The sequence below is a fragment of the Sphingomonas sp. GW822-FHT03G08 genome, assembly GCF_058801135.1.
This window is the reverse complement of record NZ_JBXAMZ010000001.1, coordinates 1,275,456-1,294,606: the sequence shown is the minus strand read 5'-3', so window position 1 is coordinate 1,294,606 and position 19,151 is coordinate 1,275,456. Positions and strand designations below refer to the sequence as shown.

Below are 19,151 nucleotides of genomic sequence, written 5' to 3'. Positions count from 1 at the left end.
ATTGTCGTCCGCTCAGGGGCGGCTGCGGCCGTCGCGTTCGATCTTGTCGAGCCAGGCGGCCATGCGCGCGGTGCGCTGCGGCTCCTTCGCGGCGAGATTGACCTTTTCGGCGGGGTCGTTGGCGACGTTGTAGAGCTGGTGGACGGGCAGGGTGCCGATCCGGTTGCCGTGGAACTCGTGTGGTTCCACGCTGGCGCGGATCAGCTTCCAGCCGCCGGCGCGGATCGCGAAGATGCGCGCGCCGCTGCCCGCCACCTTGGTACCGGTGGTGACCATCAGCTTGGTGTCCTCGACCACATGATCGCGCCCGCGATCGGTCTGGCCGAGCAGGGGAGCTAGCATGTCGAAGCTGTCCACCGCGGCATCCCGGGGGAAGGCGCCGCCGACGAGCCTGGCCAGCGAGGCGAGCAGGTCGACATGATCGACGATTGCGGCCGAGACCTTGCCGGCGCGGACATGTCCCGGCCACCAGCAGATCATCGGTACGCGGGTGCCGCCTTCGTAGATGCTGTACTTGCCGCTGGTGAACGGGTCGGCCGGCCGGTGCTTGCCTGCCAGTTCGACGGCCTTGTCCTGATAGCCGTCGAACAGGATCGGGCCATTGTCGCTGCTGAACACCACCAGCGTGTTGTCGGCGATGCCGAGCGTCTCGAGCTGGCGCATCAGCTCGCCCACGGTCCAGTCGAGCTGGAGGATCGAGTCCCCGCGCGGGCCCATGCCCGACTTGCCGACGAAGCGCGGATGCGGCGCGCGCGGCACATGCGGTTCGTTGACGGCGTAATAGAGGAAGAAGGGCTTGTCCTTCCGCGCGCGCATGAACTCCACGGCCTTGCCGAGCAGCACGTCGCTCAGCTCCTCGTCCTTCCAGCGCGCCTTCTTGCCGCCGGTCATGTAGCCGATGCGGCTGATGCCGTTGACGATGGTGTTCGAATGCTCGGGATCGGCGCCGAACTTGAGCATCTCGGGATGGTCGAAGCCGGTGGGCTCGTCGCCGATCTTGTCGTGATAATTCACTTCGATCGGGTCGGCGGGGTCGAGGTTCACCACGTGCCGGTTCTCGATTAGCACGGTCGGCACCCGATCAAGCGTTGCCGGCATGTAGAAGCCATAGTCGAAGCCGATGTCGAGCGGGCTGGGGGCGATGGCGCCGTTCCAGTCGACCTTGCCGTCGCCCAGGCCGAGGTGCCACTTGCCGACCAGCCCGGTGGTGTAGCCGGCGTTCCGCAACATCGTCGGCAAGGTGAACTTGCCCGGCCGGATCAGCGCCGGCGCGTCGCCCGGCAGGATCTGCACGCCCGAGGCGCGCCACGCATAGTCACCGGTCAGCAGCGCGTAGCGCGACGGCGTGCAGGTGGCGGAGGGCGAATGGCCGTTGAGAAAGCGCGTGCCCCCCGCAGCCAGCCTATCGATGTTCGGTGTGTGGATCGTCTTCGATCCGTAGCAGCTCAGGTCGCCATAGCCGAGGTCGTCGGCATAGAGGATGATGATGTTCGGCCGGCTCGGGCCTGCGAGGGCGGCCCCCGGCATGGCCAGTGCCGCGGCACCGGCCAGCAACATGCCGCGACGCGTCATTGCTGCCTTCATCTTCTATCCTCCCAATATTCGTTCTGTCGCCTATCTATGGATAGGATTTATCAGATCACAAGCAAATTGTCGCATCGGAAGGAAAGCTTGCTTGGGCGAGCGGAGCGGGGCCGGCAGATTGGTCTCTCCACGCTGGCATAAGCGAAGCGCGAACTCGTGCTCGCGGGCACCGAGCCAAGGGCGCGCGTCAATCGCGCGGGCCGGTGTTTGCGTGTCTTTCGGCGTACGAACCCGATAGCCTTGGGGAGTCGTCTTAGCCAGGGCGACGCGGCCAGCCAATGCAACCTGCTGAGATCATGCGGAAGTTTCAGTCCGAAATGGGTCGGCTTGTCATATAGATTCTGGTATGATAATTCAGATAGATAAGTTTGAAAAAGAATGATAATGGGGAGGCATAAGTGATTAATCTAAATCGTTATTTCCTGTTCGCAACCAGCTCCGCCGTGGCCCTGGCGGCGATGCCGGTCACCGCGATGGCGCAGGACAGCACGCCGGACACCGCCGAGATCGGCGTGCAAGAGCAGGAAGATCCGGCCACGAACCAGATCGTCGTCAGCGGTATCCGCCGCAGCCTCGAGTCCGCCCAGTCCGTGAAGCAGGACTCCGACCAGATCATCGATTCGGTCGTCGCCGAGGATATCGGCAAGCTGCCTGACGTCACGGCCTCGGAATCGCTGGCGCGCATCCCCGGCGTCACCGTGACCCGCGATGCCGGCGTGGCGCAGGGCGTGCGCATCCGCGGCCTGCCGGATCTCGCCACCACCTATAACGGTCGCGAAGTGTTCACCGCGGAAGGCCGCTTCGTCCAGCTGCAGGACTTCCCGTCGAACAGCATTGCCCGCATCGACGTCTACAAGTCGGCCAGCGCCGATCTGCTCGAGGCGGGGCTGGCCGGCCTGGTCGACGTGAAGTCGCGCAAGCCGTTCGATTTCAAGGGTACCCGCGTCACCGGTTATCTCGGTGGCGTGCACTGGTATCAGTCGCAGCGCCTGGGCATCGAGGCCAATGGGCTGGCCAGCACGCGCTGGAAGACCGGCATTGGCGAGATGGGCTTCGTGATCGAGGGGTCCTACGCCGACACCAAATACATCGATTCCTCGCGAGCGGTCGCGCAGGACATCCGCAACCGCACGAACATCACCGGCTATCCGCAGCTGCGCTACCCGAACTTCGTCAACACCGACTATGCCTCGGCGACGCGCTGGCGCCCGAATGTCGATGCGGCGTTCCAGTGGCGGCCGAGCAGCACGCTCGAAATCTATCTCGACGGCCTGTACCAGGGCTATCGCGGACGCGGCGACGGCCACAACCTCCAGGTCGTGTCGGGGGATCTCGCCACGCTGACCAACATCACGTTGATCCCGGGCACCAACCAGGCCGCGAGCTTCGACGCAGCGGTGGGCACCGGTGCGGCGCCGACCGGCGCGCAGCAGATCAACGACCAGTCGACCGACACCTATCAGGCCGGCGGCGGCTTCATCTGGAAAAATGGCCGGCTCAAGCTGACCGGTGACGTTGCTTATACCGAGTCGACGTTCATCAACCGCAACGTCGCGTTCAACTACACGCTGACCTCGTCGCCGGCGCGCCACTTCGAGTTCGACACGTCCGAGGGCGTGGGCGGCGGCACCGTCAACCTGATCAACTACGACCTCTACAATCTCGGCAATTATCGCTGGACCGGCCTGACTCAGAGCGGCAACCGCGGCCATGGCCAGAGCTGGCAGGGGCGCCTGGACCTCGACTACAAGCTCGACAACTTCATCCTGACCAACCTGCAGGCGGGCCTGCGCTTCTCGAACCGCGACGCGGATTCGTACAGCTATGCCCAGTCGACCTATGCGGCGCCCGCGGGCCAGACCTATTCGGTGCTGGCGTCGATGCTGAACATCCAGCCGGCGGCGGGCGGCTTCCGCAACGACAGCGCGGCGTCGATCCGCACCTGGCTCTCGCCGACGCGGGAGAGCCTGATCGCCAATCTCGATACGCTGCGTTCGATGACTACGCTCACCGTCAACGGCGTGACCACCACGCTGGCCAAGGGGGATCCGACCTGGGGTTCGCCGGTCTACACGAGCAACGAGAAGCTCTACACCGGCTATGTCCAGGCGCGGTATGCGTTCGAGATTGCGGGCGTGCCGTTCGACGGCCTGATCGGCGTGCGCGCCACCCAGGCGGATGTCGCGATCAACGGCCTGCGCCGCTCGACCACCGGTACCGGTGCCACGGCGGTGACCACGGTTACGCCGATCTCGACTTCGTCGAGCAACAGCGACTTCCTTCCGAACGTCAGCATGCGGATCAAGCTCGACCCGAAGCTGCAGATGCGCATCGCGTACACCGAGACGCGGACGCGCCCCGGCTTCGGCCAGCTCAACCCGACGATCACGATCGGTGCGCTGCCGACCGGCAACACCTGCGCCGATCCGAACGGGGCCGACTGCATCCGCTCGGCCAGCTCGGGCAATCCCGACCTGAAGCCGACCACCTCGAAGAACTATGACGCGTCGGTCGAATATTACTTCAGCCGCAGCGGCGCGCTTACGGTCGGCGGGTTCTACAAGGACGTGAACGGCTTCATCAACACGTTCACCACCGACGTGGCGGATGCCGAGTTCGGCCGCCTGCGCATGAGTCAGCCGCAAAATGGCGGTGCGGGCCGGATCAAGGGCATCGAGGCGGGCGTCCGCAGCTTCCTGCGCGCGCCGTGGCTGCCGGACTGGATGAGCAACTTCGGCGGAATGGTGAATTACACCTATCTCGACGCGAAGTCGGTGCTGGCGCCGAGCCTTGCGGCGACGCTGCCTGGCCTGCAGCGCATCGCCGGTACGTCGAAGCACACCATCAACACCTCGGCCTGGTACGAGAACAAGGTACTCTCGCTCCGTCTGTCGTATAATTGGCGCAGCGACTTCATCGACAGCTATGGCCAGGTCGCCGATCCGGCGCTGGGCAACCCGGCGCCGCTGGGCCCGACGCTGCCGATCACGGTCGATGCCCGCGGCACGATGGACTTTGCCGCGACGCTCCAGCCGACCGACAACATCACCTTGAGCTTCAACGTCAACAACCTGGCCGGCGGCGCCTACCGCAACTACCGCACGTTCAATGCGGCGGGCCAGGCCTATGCATGGCAGACGCGCTTCCTGGAGAGCGTCTATCGTGCGGGCATCCGCTTCCGGTTCTGATCGCCGGGGCGCCGTAAGCCTGACCTAATGGGCGGCGTCGCGACGGAAGGATTTTCCCGAGCGCCGCCGCCCTTTGTTTTGACGGACACGAGGATGACATCGTGAAGCATTTCCTGGCCGCGGCGCTCGCCGCGACTTCGCTGATCCCGGTACAGGTGCTTGCCCAGCAGGCGGTACCGGCCAACCGTCCACCGGCGGATGACATCTTCATTGACCACCCCTCGCAGGACCGGAACGCCACGGTGATGCCGGCGGCGGACGCGATGCCGGTGAAGTCCTTCTTCGCCGCGCATGCGATCACCGATGCCTCGGTGGCCCAGGCCGCGGACGGGCGCTGGTTCGTCACCGGCACGGTGATCCGCGACGGTCGCCGCGATGGTATCCAGCTCTGGTCCTCGGCCGATGATGGCAAGAACTGGACCGCGCTCGGGGTCGTCCACGGTGCCGGGCATCGCTATGTCGCGCCGGACATCCAGATCCGTGGTGACCTGGTCCAGCTTGCCTTCGCCGACGACAATGGCTGCGCGCATATCGCCCGCGGTTCTCTCGCCAATCTCAAGGGTGGGTTCACCGAGAGCCCGTGCCTGGTGAGTGACGTGGCCGACGTGTCGTCCTTCATCGACACCGATGGCACCAGCTATCTGCTGTGGAACGGCGGCATGATCGCCAAGGTGGCCGCCGACGTCTCGAAGCTCGCCGACGCGCCGCGCTTCCTCAAGCCCGATCCCGCGCTGTTCAAGGTCGATCCGCCGGCGGGCAAGGACTGGCCGGTAAGGTTGCGGGTCGGCAAGGCCGGCGCCTCGATGTTCAAGGACGGTGACCAATATGTGATCACCGCCAGCGAAGTGACGGGCCGGATGCGCACCGCCACCGACGATCTCTACATGGCGACCGGTCCGTCGCCCTATGGCCCGTTCAGCAAGCGCATGCTCGCCGTACCGCATGCGGGGCAGGGCAATGTCGTGCGCACCAGGGACGGCAGGCTCGTCGCCAGCTACAATCCGCGCTGCGAGGATGATTTCGCGATGTTCTGCGAGCAGGTCGGCCTTGTTCCCCTGGAGCGCGCCGAGGATGGCCGCATCCGTCAGGCTGCTTCGGTGCTGACCGAGAATAGTGCCGTGGCGGATCGGCGGCCGTTGGTGACAACCGAGATGATGCGGGACCCTTCCGTGATGATGGGTGGGGATGGGGCCTATTATCTGGTCGGGACGCAGAAGGGCTTCGGCTTCCAGTATCCCGAAGGTGGGGTTACCCTGTATCGCTCCACCGACCTGAAGAGTTGGTCTCCTTCCAAGATGATCTTCGACTGGAAGGGGCTGGGCTACACGTTCAAGGATGTCGCCGAGCTCTGGGCGCCGGAGATCCACTGGTCGGCCCGGGACAAGACCTATTACCTCGCCTTCTCGGTGATGGAGCGCGGGGTAGGGGGCAAGTCCTGGCTGTTCAAATCGACCAGCGGCAAGGCCATCGGTCCTTACGTCAACACCCGCTCGAGCTACTTCGTCGAGGGTATCGATGCCTTTCCGTTCGAGGACGAGAGTGGCTTCTACCTGCTTTGGGGTGGTGGCAAAATCGGCAAGCTCGGCGCGACACGGGAGGGATTCGAAGGGCCGGTGAGGCGGCTGGTCGATACCGACGGGGAAAATGTCGGTTACGAGGGCAACGGGCTCATAAAAGTCGGCGATACCTATTTCCTGACCGGCGCCGAATGGAACGGACCGCTGCGCACCGACGGCACCTATGACATGATGTACGGCACCTCCAAGTCGCTGTTCGGCCCGTACACCAAGCGCCGCCTCGCCGTACCGCATGGCGGCCACGGCACCGCCTTCCGCGATGCCGGGGGCCATTTCTGGTACACCATGTTCGGCAACGACACGACCGCGCCCTGGCGCCGCCATTTCGGACTGGTGCCGATCCTGATCGGCGAGGACAGCATCCGCGTGCCCCCGATCGAGCGCTGATCTTTTCTGAGGTGGGGATTCCTACATTGCAAGCGGAGGCGCGGTGCGGGGAAAGCGCCGCATGAGATCCCGGCTTTCGCCGGGATGACGATAAGGGCCTAGAACGCGAACGCCTCGGTCTCGCGACGCTCGGCCAGCAGGAAGGCGTCCGCCACGAGGCGCATCGGACGGAGGTCGACATCGCTGCCGCCGGTCGCGAGCAGCTCGGCAAAACGGGCGTAGAGGCGCGGATATTCCTGGTCCGGCTCGGTGCACTCGGCCTCGCCCGGCAGCTGGAGCACGCTGCCGCCCAGCGACAGGCGGAGCGTGCCGGCATCGGTATCGACTTCGATATCCCAGGTCTGCGGACCGGTCTGGAGGAAGTCGAACGAGGCATAGCCCTTCGCACCGCCGCAGCGCAGCTGCAGCTCGGCGGCGAGCGGCCCGGCGCGGCCGGCGGGCACGTCCATCGTCGCAGCCTCGACGAACAGCGGGGCGGGGAGGATCGCCGTGGCAATCGACAGGGCGTTGATGCCCGGATCGAACACGCCGAAGCCGCCGGCGGCAAGGATCCATTCCTGGCCCGGGTGCCAGCGGCGGATATCCTCGCGCCAGTGGATACGCACGGCCTTGATCTCGCGGCGCGACAGCCAGTTGCGGGCGGGGCCGACGCCGGCGGCTTCACGCGAATGCCAGCTGGTGAACAGCGTCACGTTCCGCGAGCGGGCGAAATCGGCCAGCGCCTCGATCTCCGAAAGCGTTGCCGCCGGCGGCTTCTCGAGCATCACATGCTTGCCGGCCTCGATCGCGATCCGCGCCAGCTCGTAGCGCCCCTCGGGCGGGGTGCAGAAGGAGACCGCATCGAGTTCGGTCCCCGCGATCATCGCCGCGGTATCGGGATAATTCGGCACGCCATCGACCTGGCCATGACGGCTGGCGATTGCCGCCAGTGTAAAGCGGTCGTTCCTGGCGACGGCCGGAAGATGCTGATCCCGCGCGATTTTCCCAATGCCAACCAGGCCGAGCTTAAAGCGATCCACCCCTAACTCCCTTTTATACGATATATATGCTTCCTATCCGCCGTGATCCGCTCTATCAAGTGCGCCGTTGCGTGCGAACGCGCCAGTGAACGGCTGCGTTTTTCAGGAAGAGGGTTTTGTATGTCCGGCGGTGGTAAAGTCGAGGGTGAGCGCCCGAATCTGCGGTCGCGCGCCTGGTTCGACGATCCCTCCAACCCCGACATGACCGCGCTCTATGTCGAGCGTTACCTGAACTTCGGCATCAGCCTGGAGGAGCTGCAATCGGGCCGGCCGATCATCGGCATCGCCCAGACCGGCAGCGACCTGACCCCGTGCAACCGTCACCATCTCGAGCTCGCCAAGCGCGTGCGCGAGGGCATCCGCGACGCCGGCGGCATCGCGCTCGAATTCCCGACCCACCCGATCCAGGAAACCGGCAAGCGCCCGACCGCGGGGCTCGACCGCAATCTCCAGTATCTCAGCCTGGTCGAGGCGATCTTCGGCTATCCGATGGACGGCGTCGTCATGACGATCGGCTGCGACAAGACCACCCCGGCCTGCCTGATGGCCGCCGCCACGGTGAACATCCCGGCAATCGCGCTGTCGGTCGGCCCGATGCTCAACGGCTGGTTCAAGGGCGAGCGCACCGGCTCGGGCACGATCGTGTGGAAGGCGCGCGAGATGCTCGCGGCCGGAGAGATCGATTACAAGGGCTTCATCGAGCTGGTCGCCAGCTCGGCGCCGTCGACCGGCTGGTGCAACACCATGGGCACCGCGACGACGATGAACTCGCTGACCGAGGCGCTGGGCATGTCGCTGCCCGGCTCGGCGGCGATCCCGGCGCCATACCGCGACCGCGCCGAATGCGCCTATCATACCGGCGTGCAGATCGTCGAAATGGTGCATGCCGATCGCAAGCCTTCGGACGTGCTGACCCGCCAGGCCTTCCTCAACGCGATCCGGGTGAACTCGGCGATCGGCGGCTCGACCAACGCGCCGATCCACCTCAACGCGATCGCCCGCCATATCGGCGTCGAGCTGAGCCTGGCCGATTGGGAAGAGCATGGCGCCGATATCCCGCTGCTGGTGAACCTGCAGCCGGCGGGCAAGTATCTGGGCGAGGACTTCTACCGCGCCGGTGGCGTGCCCGCGGTGATGGGGCAGCTGCTCCGCGCCGGGCTGATCGACGGCAGCGCGCTGACCGTCAACGGCAAGACGATCGGGGAGAATGTCGGTGCCGCGACGGTGGAAGATGCCGATGTGATCTTCCCGCTCGATGCGCCGCTGAAGCAGGCCGCGGGCCTGACCGTGCTTTCGGGCAATCTGTTCGACAATGCGGTGATGAAACTCTCGGTGCTCTCCGAGGAGTTCCGCAACCGCTATCTCTCCGATCCCGAAAATCCCGATGCGTTCGAAGGCACGGCGATCGTGTTCGACGGGCCCGAGGACTACCACAGGCGGATCGACGATCCGGCGCTGGGTGCCGATGACCATTCGATTCTGATCATGCGCGGGGCAGGGCCGGTCGGCTATCCGGGCGGCGCCGAAGTGGTGAACATGCGCCCGCCGGTCGCGCTGATCCGCGCCGGGGTGCATGCGCTGCCCTGCCTGGGCGATGGCCGCCAGTCGGGCACCAGCGGCTCGCCTTCGATCCTCAACGCCGCGCCGGAAGCGGCCGTCGGCGGTGGCCTGGCACTGGTGAAGACCGGCGACCGTATCCGTATCGACCTGAAGAACCGCACTGCCGACATGCTGGTGGACGAGGCCGAACTCGCCGCGCGCCGCGCTGCGCTCGCCATCGATTATGTGCCCGAAGCGCAGACCCCGTGGCAGGAAATCCATCGCAGCCTGGTCGGCCAGTTCGATGGCGGCGCGGTGTTCGAGAATGCGGTGAAGTATCAGCGCATCGCCCAGAAATACGGCGTGCCGCGGGACAGCCACTGATGAGCCTGGTCCGCATCGTCGAGCGTGACCGCCGCGATGTGCTGGGCGAGGGGCCGCTCTGGTCGGCGCGCGAGAACGCGCTCTACTGGACGGACATCCTTTCTCGCCGGCTCAACCGGCTGTCGCTTGGAACCGGTACGATCAGTGCCTGGGTGTTCGACGACTATCTCGGCTGGGCAATCGAGCGCGAGCGGGGCGGGTTCGTCATCGGGCTGGGGCGCCGCGTGCTTCGCTTCAATCCCGAAACCGGCGCCACACGCCTGCTCGTCAATCCCGAGCCGGACCGGGTCGAGAACCGGATCAACGATGCCAAGGCCGATGCGCAGGGCCGCATCTGGGCCGGCACCATGTCGATCAACTGCAGCGATCCGACCGGAAGCTTCTACCGGCTCGATACCGACGGCACAGTGACGCGCGTTGACGGGCCCTATACGATCGCCAACGGCCCGGCGATCGCCGCCGATGGCAGCTTCCTGCTGCACACCGACACCGCGCTGGCGACGATCTTCCGCTTCGACATCAACGACGACGGGTCGCTGGGGCCGCGCACGCCGTTCATCGCGTTCCAGCCCGAATGGGGCAATCCCGACGGCATGACCTTCGATGCCGAGGGCTGTTTGTGGGTCGGCTGCTGGGGCGCAGGCTGCGTCACGCGCTTCTCGCCCGAAGGCGAGCGGATGCGCAGCATCGCGCTGCCGGCGAGCCAGATCACCAGTTGCACCTTTGCGGGCGAGGCGCTCGACCGCATGTTCGTTACATCAGCGGGCGATGGGGTGGACGAGCCCCATGGCGGCGCATTGTTCGAGGTCGATCCCGGCTGCCGCGGCCTGGCGACCCAACTCTATCGCGGTTGAGGAGAAGAGGGATGACGCTGAACAAGAGCGCGTTGCTGCTGGGCGCTGCCTTTGCCTGTGCGTTGGTTTCGAATGCCGAGGCGGCGACCGCCAAGCGCGGCACCTTCGGCAAGCTGCCCGACGGGCGCACGGTTGAATCGGTGACGCTGACCAACGGCAAGGGCGTTTCGGCGAACATCATCGGCTGGGGCGCGACGATCCAGTCGCTCATCATGCCCGATCGCAACGGCAAGAAGGCCGATATCGCGCTCGGCTATGACAATCTCGAACAGTATCTGGCCAAGCCGCAATATTTCGGCCCGATCGTCGGCCGCTTCGGCAACCGCCTGGCGGCGGGCAAGTTCACGCTCGACGGCCAGACCTACCAGACCCCGATCAACAACGGGAAGAACGCGCTGCACGGCGGCACCACCGGCTTCGACAAGGTGTTGTGGACCATCACTTCGGTGAAGGACGGCCCGACCGCCTCGGTCACGCTGCGCTATGTCAGCCCGGACGGCGACATGGGCTATCCCGGCACGCTGACCGTCGACGCGACCTATTCGCTCGACGAGCAGAACCAGCTGACGATCGACTATCGGGCGACCACCGACAAGACGACGATCGTCAACCTGACCAACCATGGCTGCTGGAACCTGTCGGGCGAAGGCTCGTCGAACGGCGCGATGGGGCATGTCGTGACGATCCCGGCGCAGACCTATCTGCCGACGGACGACGGCGCGATCCCGACCGGCGAGTTCCGCTCGGTGGCCGGCACGGTGTTCGACTTCCGCACTCCGCGCGCGATCGGCGACCGGGTGCGCGACGCCAGCGACCAGCAGATCATCTGGGCGCGCGGCTACGACCATAACTGGGTGATCGGCCGCGAAGTGACCAAGGACCAGCATCTGATGGCCAGGGTCCAGGATCCGGCATCGGGCCGCGGCTTCGAGCTGTGGTCGAACCAGCCGGGCCTGCAATTCTATTCGGGCAACTTCCTGGACGGCACTTCGCACGGCAAGGCCAAGAAGGTGTACCGCGAGGGTGACGGCTTCGTGATGGAGCCGCAGCTCTTCCCGGACTCGCCCAACCAGAAGGGCTTCACCAGTGCCCGGCTGGAGCCGGGCCAGACCTATCACAACGTGATGACCTATCGCCTGACCACGGGGCAGGCGGCGAAGCGCTGAATTTTCATCGTCATCCCCGCGTAGGCGGGGATCCATTCGGGCTCGCCAATGTGAGTCTCACTGCCTTCAGCGGCAATGGATCCCCGCCTGCGCGGGGATGACGAAGTAATCCGGAAGAAACTACAGAACCAAGGGGAGCTGCAATGAAGCCTATCCTTTTCCTGGTCGCCAGCACGATGCTGGCGGCGACGCCGGCGCTTGCCCGCGATCAGTGGACCGCGGCGCAGGCGAATGCCTGGCACGCCAGGCAGCCCTGGCAGGTCGGCGCCAACTACACGCCGGCGACCGCGATCAACCAGCTCGAGATGTTCCAGGCCGAGACCTGGGATCCCAAGCGCATCGACCTGGAGCTCGGCTGGGCCGAGGCGATGGGGATGAACGTGATGCGGGTGAACCTGCACCACCTGCTGTGGGAAACCGATGCCGCCGGGCTGAAGCGCCGGATGGACGAATTCATGACGATCGCGGCGAAGCACAAGATCAAGACCCTGTGGATCTTCTTCGACAGCTGCTGGGATCCGAACCCGGTCGCCGGGCCGCAGCATCCGCCGATCCCGGGCGTGCACAATTCGGGCTCGGTCCAGTCGCCGGGCGAGGCGCGGCTGAAGGACGTGTCGCAGTACGGCAAGCTCGAAGCCTATGTGAAGGACCTGGTGACGACCTTCGCCAGGGACGAGCGGGTGATCGGCTGGGACATCTGGAACGAGCCGAACAATGGCGGCGGCGGCAACTACAAGCCGACGGTCGACAAGAAGAAATATGTCGCGACCTTGCTGCCGCGGATGTTCGCGGCGGCGCGCTCGGCCGATCCGATCCAGCCGCTCACCTCGGGCGTGTGGATCGGCAACCACTGGGACGACCAGAGCAAGCTCGATGCGGTCGAGAAGATCCAGATCGCCGAATCCGACGTGCTGAGCTTCCACGACTATAGCTGGCCGGAGAAGTTCGAGGAGCGGGCCAGGCAGATGCTCAGCTATGGCCGTCCGGTCTGGTGCACCGAATATATGGCCCGCGGCAACGGCTCGACCTTCGAAGGCTCGCTGCCGATCGCCAAGCGGCTCAACATCGCGATGTACAATTGGGGTTTCGTCGACGGGAAGATGCAGACGCGGCTGCCCTGGGACAGCTGGAAGAAGCCCTATACCTATGAGGAGCCGACCATCTGGTTCCACGACATCCTCTATCTCGACGGCAGGCCCTATCGCCAGGCCGAGGTCGATCTGATCAAGCGCATGGCGACGGCACCGAAGGGCGTGGTTCCGGCCACGCCGATCGCCAAGTGATGCGGCGGGGGATTGCCGGGGCGCTGGCGGGGCTCGTCCTCGCCGCGCTGCCCGCGCATGCCCAGGACGCGCCGTCCTTCTTCGACGGCGCCGATCCGGACTTCGAAGTCGCGGAGGGGCAATATTGGCTCTACCCGACCTTTGGCGGGAAGACGCTGGTCGCCTGGCATTCGCTCGACATGCAGAAGTGGGAAAAGGGCCCGGTCCTTCTCGACCATTCGATGATCCCGTGGATCAACGACGACAAGGCGCCCGAGCATCGCCTGTGGGCGCCGGACATGGTCCGCGCGAACGGCCGCTATTATCTCTACTACTCGATCGGCCCGCAGAACCCGACGCCGAGCCGCATCGGCGTGGCGGTGTGCGAAGGTCCGGCGGGTCCCTGCAAGGACAGCGGCAAGCCGCTGGTGAACGATGGCGGGCACGGCTTCGAGGCGATCGATCCGGCGGTGTTCACCGATCCGCGGACGGGCCGGAGCTACCTCTATGCCGGCGGCAGCGCCGGGGCGACGCTGCGCGTGTGGGAGCTCAAGCCCGACATGGTCACGATCGACCATGAGGTGAAGGTGCAGACGCCCGCGCACTTCACCGAAGGCGCGTTCATGTTCGAGCGCAAGGGCACCTATTACCTGTCCTATTCCTCGGGCAATTTCCGCGACACGACCTATTCGGTCCATTACGCCACGGCGAGGTCGCCGATGGGGCCGTGGAAGTATCGCGGGGCGATCCTGGCGAGCGACGCCAGGTACAAGGGGCCGGGCCACCATGCGTTTCTGCGCGATCCCAAAGACGGGCGCTGGTACATCGCCTATCACCGCTGGGAAGGGCAGCCGCATGACGGCCCCTATACCGGCTCGCGCCGGGTGGCGATCACGTCGGTGACGTTCGGCAAGGACGGATCGATCCTGCCGATCCGGATGGACTGAGGATCAGGCCGGCGTGTTCTCGTGGGCGTCGATCAGCTCGAGCACGTCGGAGATCAGCGCCCGCATCGCGGTGCGCGCGGAATTGGGGTCGCGTGCCTGGATCGCCTCGAGCACGCGGCCGTGATCCGCGACATTGGCGGTGCGCCCCTTCACGCGGTTGGTGAAGCGGATCGAGGTGCGCAGCGCCGTGCCCACCACGTCGCGGAACTGGACGTAGAAGGGGTTGCCCGAGGCGCGCAGGATCGAGACGTGGAAGGCGATGTCGGCCTCCAGCGTGTCGTCCATGCCCTTCTCGGCGGCTTCCATGCGGGCAAGGCCTTCGCCGATCGCCTCGATATCGGCATTGCTGGCGAAACGCGCGGCGAGCGCGGCGGCTTCGGGCTCGATCGCGACGCGCAGCTGGTTGAACTGCTTGAGCAGCTCGACCGAGAATTGCCGCTCGAGCAGCCAGCGCAGCACGTCGGTGTCGAACAGGTTCCAGGACGAGGTCGGCTCGACCACCGTGCCCTGGCGCGGACGGGCGCTCAGCAGGCCCTTGGCCGTGAGCATCTTGACCGCTTCGCGCGTCACCGAACGGCTGACACCGTGCTGGGTGGTCAGCTCGGCCTCGGTCGGGAAGGGCTTGTTCTCATAATGGCCGGTAACAATCGCGCGGCCCAGCCGGTCGAGCAGGCCATAGGTGAGGTTGCGGCCAAGCTGCGGACGGAGTTCGTCTGACGACTTGGATAGAGACGTTGCCACGCGCGGGTATTCCTTTTCTGTCGAGGCGACGGTCGTCGCTTGCCCTCTGATTTCTAGCTGTATCCCAAACGCGTGGCTAGACAAGCCCAATTAATAAGATAAATGAACCATTCGACCGCCCCGTTTGAGCGCGCGGTACCTAAGGGAGGGATAGCGTGACGAGCCTGTCGCAGATCGACCTGATCGTGGTCATCATATACGCCATCGGCATATTCGGCCTGGCGCAGTGGGTCAGCCGTGAAAAGGCGGGCCACGCCAAGGACACGTCCGACTATTTCCTCGCCTCCAAATCGCTGCCCTGGTGGGCGATCGGCGCGTCGCTGATCGCGGCGAACATCTCGGCCGAGCAGATCGTCGGCATGGCGGGCTCGGGCTACAAGATCGGCCTGGCGATCGCTTCCTATGAGTGGATGGCGGCGCTCACGCTGCTGATCGTCGGCAAGTATTTCCTGCCGATCTTCCTCAAGAACCAGATCTACACGATGCCGCAGTTCCTCGAGCAGCGTTATGGCAAGGTGCTGCCGGTGCTGATGGCGGTGTTCTGGCTCGCGCTCTATGTGTTCGTGAACCTGACCTCGATCATCTGGCTGGGCTCGATCGCGGTGCACAAGGTGGCGGGGATCGACCAGAACGCGGCGCTGATCGCGCTGGGCCTGTTCGCGCTGCTCTACCAGCTCTATGGCGGCCTCAAGGCGGTGGCGCTGACCGACATCGTCCAGGTGACGCTGCTGGTGATGGGCGGCCTGATCGTCTCGTACCTGACGCTCGACCAGATCGGTGGCGGGCAGGGCATTGTCGCCGGCTTCAGCACGCTGATGAACGCGCATCCCGAGAAGTTCGACATGATCCTCTCGCCCGACAACCCCTATTACAAGGATCTGCCCGGCATCGCCGTGCTCGTCGGCGGCATGTGGATCGCGAACCTGAGCTATTGGGGCTTCAACCAGTACATCATCCAGCGCGCACTGGCCGCGAAGAACCTGGGTGAGGCACAGAAGGGCATCACGCTCGCCGCGTACCTCAAGCTGCTGATGCCGGTGATCATCGTGCTGCCGGGCATCGCCGCGGTGATGCTGGCGCCGAACCTCGCGGTGGGTGACGAGGCCTATCCGACGATGCTCAAGCTGCTGCCGCCGGGCCTGCTCGGCCTGGTCTTCGCGGCGCTGGTCGCGGCGATCATCGCGTCGACCGCCTCCAAGATCAATTCGATCGGCACCATCTTCACGCTGGATCTTTACGCCAAGGCGCGCGGGATCAACACGCGCGGCGAGAATGGCGAGGGCAAGACCGGGCAGGAGAAGCATCTCGTTCTCGTCGGCCGTATCGTCGCGGCCGCCGCTGTGGTGATCGCGATCCTCGCCGCCCGGCCGCTGATCGGCCAGTCGGACCAGGCCTTCCAGTTCATCCAGGAATTCTCCGGCTTCTTCACGCCCGGCATCACCGTGATCTTCCTGCTCGGCCTGTTCTGGAAGCCGGCGACCGAGAATGGCGCGATTACCGCGGCGATCATGTCGGTGTTCATGTCCTGGTTCATGTGGGTCAACTGGGCCGCGCCGCATGACTTCCTTGGCATGCAAATCCCGGTGAACGTGGTGGGTACCAGTGTCGCGGCTTTCCAGGATGTCCTGGGGCTGACGGGCATGCCGTTCATGAACCGGATGATGGTGGTCTTCTTCGTCAGCCTGGGGCTGGCAGTGGTCGTCAGCCTGGTGTTCAAGGGTAGCGGCAACGCCAATCGCGTGACCATGGAGGGCGTGAGCTTCAAGACGCCGAACGTGTTCAACATCGCCGGCATCGGCGTGATCCTGATCCTCATCGCGCTGTACTCGGTCTGGTGGTGAGCTTCTCCGGCACCTTCCTCGCCATCGACTGGGGGACGACCAACCGGCGCGTCTTCCTGGTCGAGGGCGGCCAGGTCGTGCGCACCGAGCGCGACGACCGCGGCGTCACCTCGGTCAGCGACTTCGCGGCCGAGGCGGCGGGCATCCGGGAGCGGTTCGGCGACCTGCCGATGCTGATGGCCGGGATGGTCGGGTCGAACATCGGCTGGCAGGCGGCGCCCTATGTGCCCGCGCCCGCCGGGGTCGAGGACCTGGCGGCCAACCTGCTGCGGATCGACGCCCGCACGGCGATCGTCCCCGGCGTCTCGGTGACGGGGCCGGCGGACGTGATGCGGGGCGAGGAAGTGCAGCTGCTGGGCGCCGTCGCGGCCGGGCTGGTGCCGCACGACGCGCTGCTCGCCCAGCCGGGGACGCACTGCAAATGGGCGCTGATGGAAGGCGGCCGGATCGCCGGATTCACCACCGCGATGACCGGCGAGCTGTTCGCCATGCTGCGCAAATATGGCCTGCTTTCCTCGCAACTTACCGAGGAAGTGACGCTGGGCCAGGCGTTCCTCGACGGGGTGGAGGAGGGGCGCAAGCGCGACCTTGCCGCCTCGCTGTTCGGCATCCGCGCGGCCAAGCTGCTGGGCGAGCGCGAGGACACCGACGCGGCGAGCTTCGCCAGCGGGCTGCTGATCGGCAGCGACGTCGCGGCAAGGCTGGAGCGGGTGGGGCATGACACGGTCCACATCCTCGCCGACCCCGTGCTGGGAGGGCTCTATGCCGCCGCGATCGAGGTGCATGGGCGCCGCGCCGTGCGGGTCGACAGTCACGCCGCCTTCGTGGCCGGCATCATCGCAATCGGGAGTATCATGTGAGCCATATCGCCGCCTTCGACGCCGCCTTCAGCCGTTGCCCGCTGGTCGCCATCCTGCGCGGCGTGAAGCCCGACGAGGTCGAGGAGATCGGCGAAGCGCTTGTTTCGGCTGGATTTACCCTGATCGAAGTGCCGATGAACTCGCCCGAGCCGCTCGACAGCATCGCGCGGCTGGCCAAGCGCTTCGCGGGCCGTGCCCAGATCGGCGCCGGCACGGTGCTGACCGAGGCGCAGGTGGCCGCGGTCGAGGCGGCCGGGGGCACGATGATTATCTCGCCCAACGCCAACCTCAAGGTCATCGCCGCCAGCGCCGCCCGGGGGCTGGTGTCGCTTCCCGGAATCTTCACGATGAGCGAGGCCTTTGCCGCGCTGGAGACCGGCGCCACGGCGCTCAAGCTGTTCCCGGCCGAGGCGGCGAGCCCCAATGTTCTCAAGGCGATGCGGGCGGTGCTGCCCAAGGACGCGCGGGTGCTGCCGGTGGGCGGGATCGCGCCCGATACCATGGCCCCGTGGCGGGCCGCCGGAGCCCCCGGCTTCGGGCTGGGCTCGGCGCTCTACAAGCCCGGCATGACCGCCGAGCAGGTGGGCGCCAATGCCCGCGCCTTCATCGCCGCGCTCGCGGACTGAACCGGACGCGGACCGTGGCAAAGGTTGCGCGCTGAGGCTTGTTTTGCGCCCTAAATTATATGATAAGTCATCTCATATAAATGGGAGAGAAGCCTTGAAGAAGCGTGACCTCTGGAGCGGGGCAGTGATCGCCGCTGCCCTGTGCCTCGGCTCCGGAAGTGTAACCGCGCAGACGGTTCCGGCCGCGGAAGCTGGCACCTACACCAATCCGCTGCTCCCGTCGGGCCCCGATCCCTGGATCACCCAGGTCGACGGCACCTATTACTACATGCACACCCAGCGGACGGGCATCACGCTGTACCGGACGCGGAACATCGCGGACCTGGCCCATGCGGAGCAGAAGCAGGTCTGGACGCCGCCCAAGGAGGGGCCGAACGCCCATCTGATCTGGGCGCCCGAGCTGCACCGTATCGGCAAGAGCTGGTTCCTCTACTATACCGCCACCGCGAGCGGCTTCGGCGACGACGCCCACCGGGCCGTGTTCGCATTGGAGAACAAAGCGTCCGATCCGCTCAGCGGCACCTGGATCGACCGCGGGCGGATCAACACCGCCCATGCCGGGATCGACGGCACCAGCTTCGAATATCGCGGCAAGCGCTACTTCGTCTATTCGCCCTATCTGGGCCCGGACAGCGGCCTGGCGATCGCCGAGATGGCGAACCCCTGGACGCTCAAGGGCAAGGAGCAGGTGATCGCCATGCCCGACCAGCCCTGGGAGCGGCTCGACGGGCGCCAGATCCTGGAAGGGCCGGAGTTCCTGCTGGGGCCCAAGGGCGACCTGTTCCTGACCTATTCGGCGAGCCCCTGCTGGTCCGACGATTATGCGCTCGGCCTGCTGCGCGCGGCGCCCGGCGCCAACCCGCTCGATCCCAAGGCCTGGAGCAAGTCGCCGACGCCGGTGCTGCACAAGGGGAATGGTGTGTTCGCAACCGGCCATAACGGCTTCTTCAAGTCGCCCGACGGCAAGGAGAACTGGATCATCTACCACGCCAATGCCGCGGCGGGGATGAAGTGTACGCTGAAGCGTGCACCGCACATCCAGAAGTTCGGCTGGACGGCGGATGGCCGTCCCGATTTCGGCCTGCCGGTGCCCGAGGGCGCGCCGCAAAAGGTGCCGTCGGGAACACGCTGATTAGGATACGATAACCGTCAATAGCCTGGAGGGGACCTATGCAC

At 65.7% G+C, this 19,151-nt stretch carries 14 protein-coding genes; 11 read left to right on the top strand and 3 right to left on the bottom strand.

Annotation, left to right across the window (positions count from 1 at the left end; all coding sequences use genetic code 11):
* Positions 1-12: 12 nt before the first annotated feature.
* Entirely contained in the window at positions 13-1,584 is a 1,572-nt protein-coding gene (locus AC1RJ5_RS05760) for a sulfatase family protein (protein ID WP_493112207.1), read from the bottom strand.
* A gap of 398 nt (positions 1,585-1,982) precedes the next feature.
* On the opposite strand from AC1RJ5_RS05760, the gene AC1RJ5_RS05755 reads away from it, so the two are divergent.
* Both AC1RJ5_RS05755 and AC1RJ5_RS05750 read left to right on the top strand, forming a co-directional pair.
* A complete protein-coding gene (locus AC1RJ5_RS05755) occupies positions 1,983-4,772 on the top strand; it encodes a TonB-dependent receptor (protein WP_493112205.1) in 2,790 nt (929 codons plus the stop codon).
* A gap of 101 nt (positions 4,773-4,873) precedes the next feature.
* The gene (locus tag AC1RJ5_RS05750; protein WP_269574725.1) at positions 4,874-6,736 is read left to right on the top strand and encodes a family 43 glycosylhydrolase; all 1,863 of its coding nucleotides are present in this window, start codon (positions 4,874-4,876) and stop codon (positions 6,734-6,736) included.
* Positions 6,737-6,834: 98 nt separating this feature from the next.
* Here the strand turns inward: AC1RJ5_RS05750 and AC1RJ5_RS05745 are convergent, their stop codons facing one another.
* Positions 6,835-7,755 carry a Gfo/Idh/MocA family protein gene (locus tag AC1RJ5_RS05745; protein WP_493112203.1) on the bottom strand — a complete coding sequence of 307 codons (921 nt, stop codon included), beginning with the start codon at positions 7,753-7,755 and terminating at the stop codon, positions 6,835-6,837.
* A 120-nt stretch (positions 7,756-7,875) separates the two neighbouring features.
* Here AC1RJ5_RS05745 and AC1RJ5_RS05740 point away from each other — a divergent pair, with 120 nt between their 5' ends.
* The 5 genes from AC1RJ5_RS05740 (at position 7,876) to AC1RJ5_RS05720 (ending at position 13,907) form a co-directional block, all read left to right on the top strand.
* Positions 7,876-9,678, top strand: a complete 1,803-nt coding sequence (locus AC1RJ5_RS05740) for an IlvD/Edd family dehydratase (RefSeq protein ID WP_269574727.1) — start codon at positions 7,876-7,878, stop codon at positions 9,676-9,678.
* On the top strand, positions 9,678-10,532 hold the full coding sequence (locus AC1RJ5_RS05735; protein ID WP_493112201.1) for an SMP-30/gluconolactonase/LRE family protein: 855 nt from the start codon (positions 9,678-9,680) through the stop codon (positions 10,530-10,532). Before AC1RJ5_RS05740 ends, AC1RJ5_RS05735 begins: the two co-directional genes overlap by 1 nt.
* A gap of 11 nt (positions 10,533-10,543) precedes the next feature.
* Complete coding sequence (locus tag AC1RJ5_RS05730; protein ID WP_269574729.1) at positions 10,544-11,698, top strand: aldose epimerase family protein; 1,155 nt, start codon at positions 10,544-10,546, stop codon at positions 11,696-11,698.
* 143 nt (positions 11,699-11,841) lie between these two features.
* Positions 11,842-12,981, top strand: coding sequence for a cellulase family glycosylhydrolase (locus AC1RJ5_RS05725; protein WP_269574730.1), 1,140 nt, complete (start codon positions 11,842-11,844; stop codon positions 12,979-12,981).
* A complete protein-coding gene (locus AC1RJ5_RS05720) occupies positions 12,981-13,907 on the top strand; it encodes a family 43 glycosylhydrolase (RefSeq protein ID WP_493112198.1) in 927 nt (308 codons plus the stop codon). Before AC1RJ5_RS05725 ends, AC1RJ5_RS05720 begins: the two co-directional genes overlap by 1 nt.
* Positions 13,908-13,910: 3 nt before the next feature.
* Here the strand turns inward: AC1RJ5_RS05720 and AC1RJ5_RS05715 are convergent, their stop codons facing one another.
* Entirely contained in the window at positions 13,911-14,648 is a 738-nt protein-coding gene (locus AC1RJ5_RS05715) for a FadR/GntR family transcriptional regulator (protein ID WP_269574732.1), read from the bottom strand.
* A 155-nt stretch (positions 14,649-14,803) separates the two neighbouring features.
* Here AC1RJ5_RS05715 and AC1RJ5_RS05710 point away from each other — a divergent pair, with 155 nt between their 5' ends.
* From AC1RJ5_RS05710 to AC1RJ5_RS05695, 4 genes are all read left to right on the top strand, one after another.
* A complete protein-coding gene (locus AC1RJ5_RS05710; RefSeq protein WP_493112195.1) occupies positions 14,804-16,489 on the top strand; it encodes a sodium/sugar symporter in 1,686 nt (561 codons plus the stop codon).
* Positions 16,480-17,349, top strand: a complete 870-nt coding sequence (locus tag AC1RJ5_RS05705) for a 2-dehydro-3-deoxygalactonokinase (protein ID WP_269576591.1) — start codon at positions 16,480-16,482, stop codon at positions 17,347-17,349. Before AC1RJ5_RS05710 ends, AC1RJ5_RS05705 begins: the two co-directional genes overlap by 10 nt.
* Positions 17,346-17,975, top strand: coding sequence for a 2-dehydro-3-deoxy-6-phosphogalactonate aldolase (locus AC1RJ5_RS05700; protein ID WP_269574734.1), 630 nt, complete (start codon positions 17,346-17,348; stop codon positions 17,973-17,975). Before AC1RJ5_RS05705 ends, AC1RJ5_RS05700 begins: the two co-directional genes overlap by 4 nt.
* A 94-nt stretch (positions 17,976-18,069) precedes the next feature.
* Positions 18,070-19,107 carry a glycoside hydrolase family 43 protein gene (locus AC1RJ5_RS05695; RefSeq protein WP_493112193.1) on the top strand — a complete coding sequence of 346 codons (1,038 nt, stop codon included), beginning with the start codon at positions 18,070-18,072 and terminating at the stop codon, positions 19,105-19,107.
* The last annotated feature ends 44 nt before the right edge of the window (positions 19,108-19,151 follow it).

Excerpts from the sequence above, each read along its gene's own strand:
- AC1RJ5_RS05735 (WP_493112201.1), top strand. The coding sequence starts at position 9,678 with ATGAGCCTGGTCCGCATCGTCGAGCGTGACCGCCGCGATGTGCTGGGC.
- AC1RJ5_RS05760 (WP_493112207.1), bottom strand. The coding sequence starts at position 1,584 with ATGAAGGCAGCAATGACGCGTCGCGGCATGTTGCTGGCCGGTGCCGCG.
- AC1RJ5_RS05720 (WP_493112198.1), top strand. The coding sequence starts at position 12,981 with ATGCGGCGGGGGATTGCCGGGGCGCTGGCGGGGCTCGTCCTCGCCGCG.
- AC1RJ5_RS05730 (WP_269574729.1), top strand. The coding sequence starts at position 10,544 with ATGACGCTGAACAAGAGCGCGTTGCTGCTGGGCGCTGCCTTTGCCTGT.
- AC1RJ5_RS05740 (WP_269574727.1), top strand. The coding sequence starts at position 7,876 with ATGTCCGGCGGTGGTAAAGTCGAGGGTGAGCGCCCGAATCTGCGGTCG.
- AC1RJ5_RS05725 (WP_269574730.1), top strand. The coding sequence starts at position 11,842 with ATGAAGCCTATCCTTTTCCTGGTCGCCAGCACGATGCTGGCGGCGACG.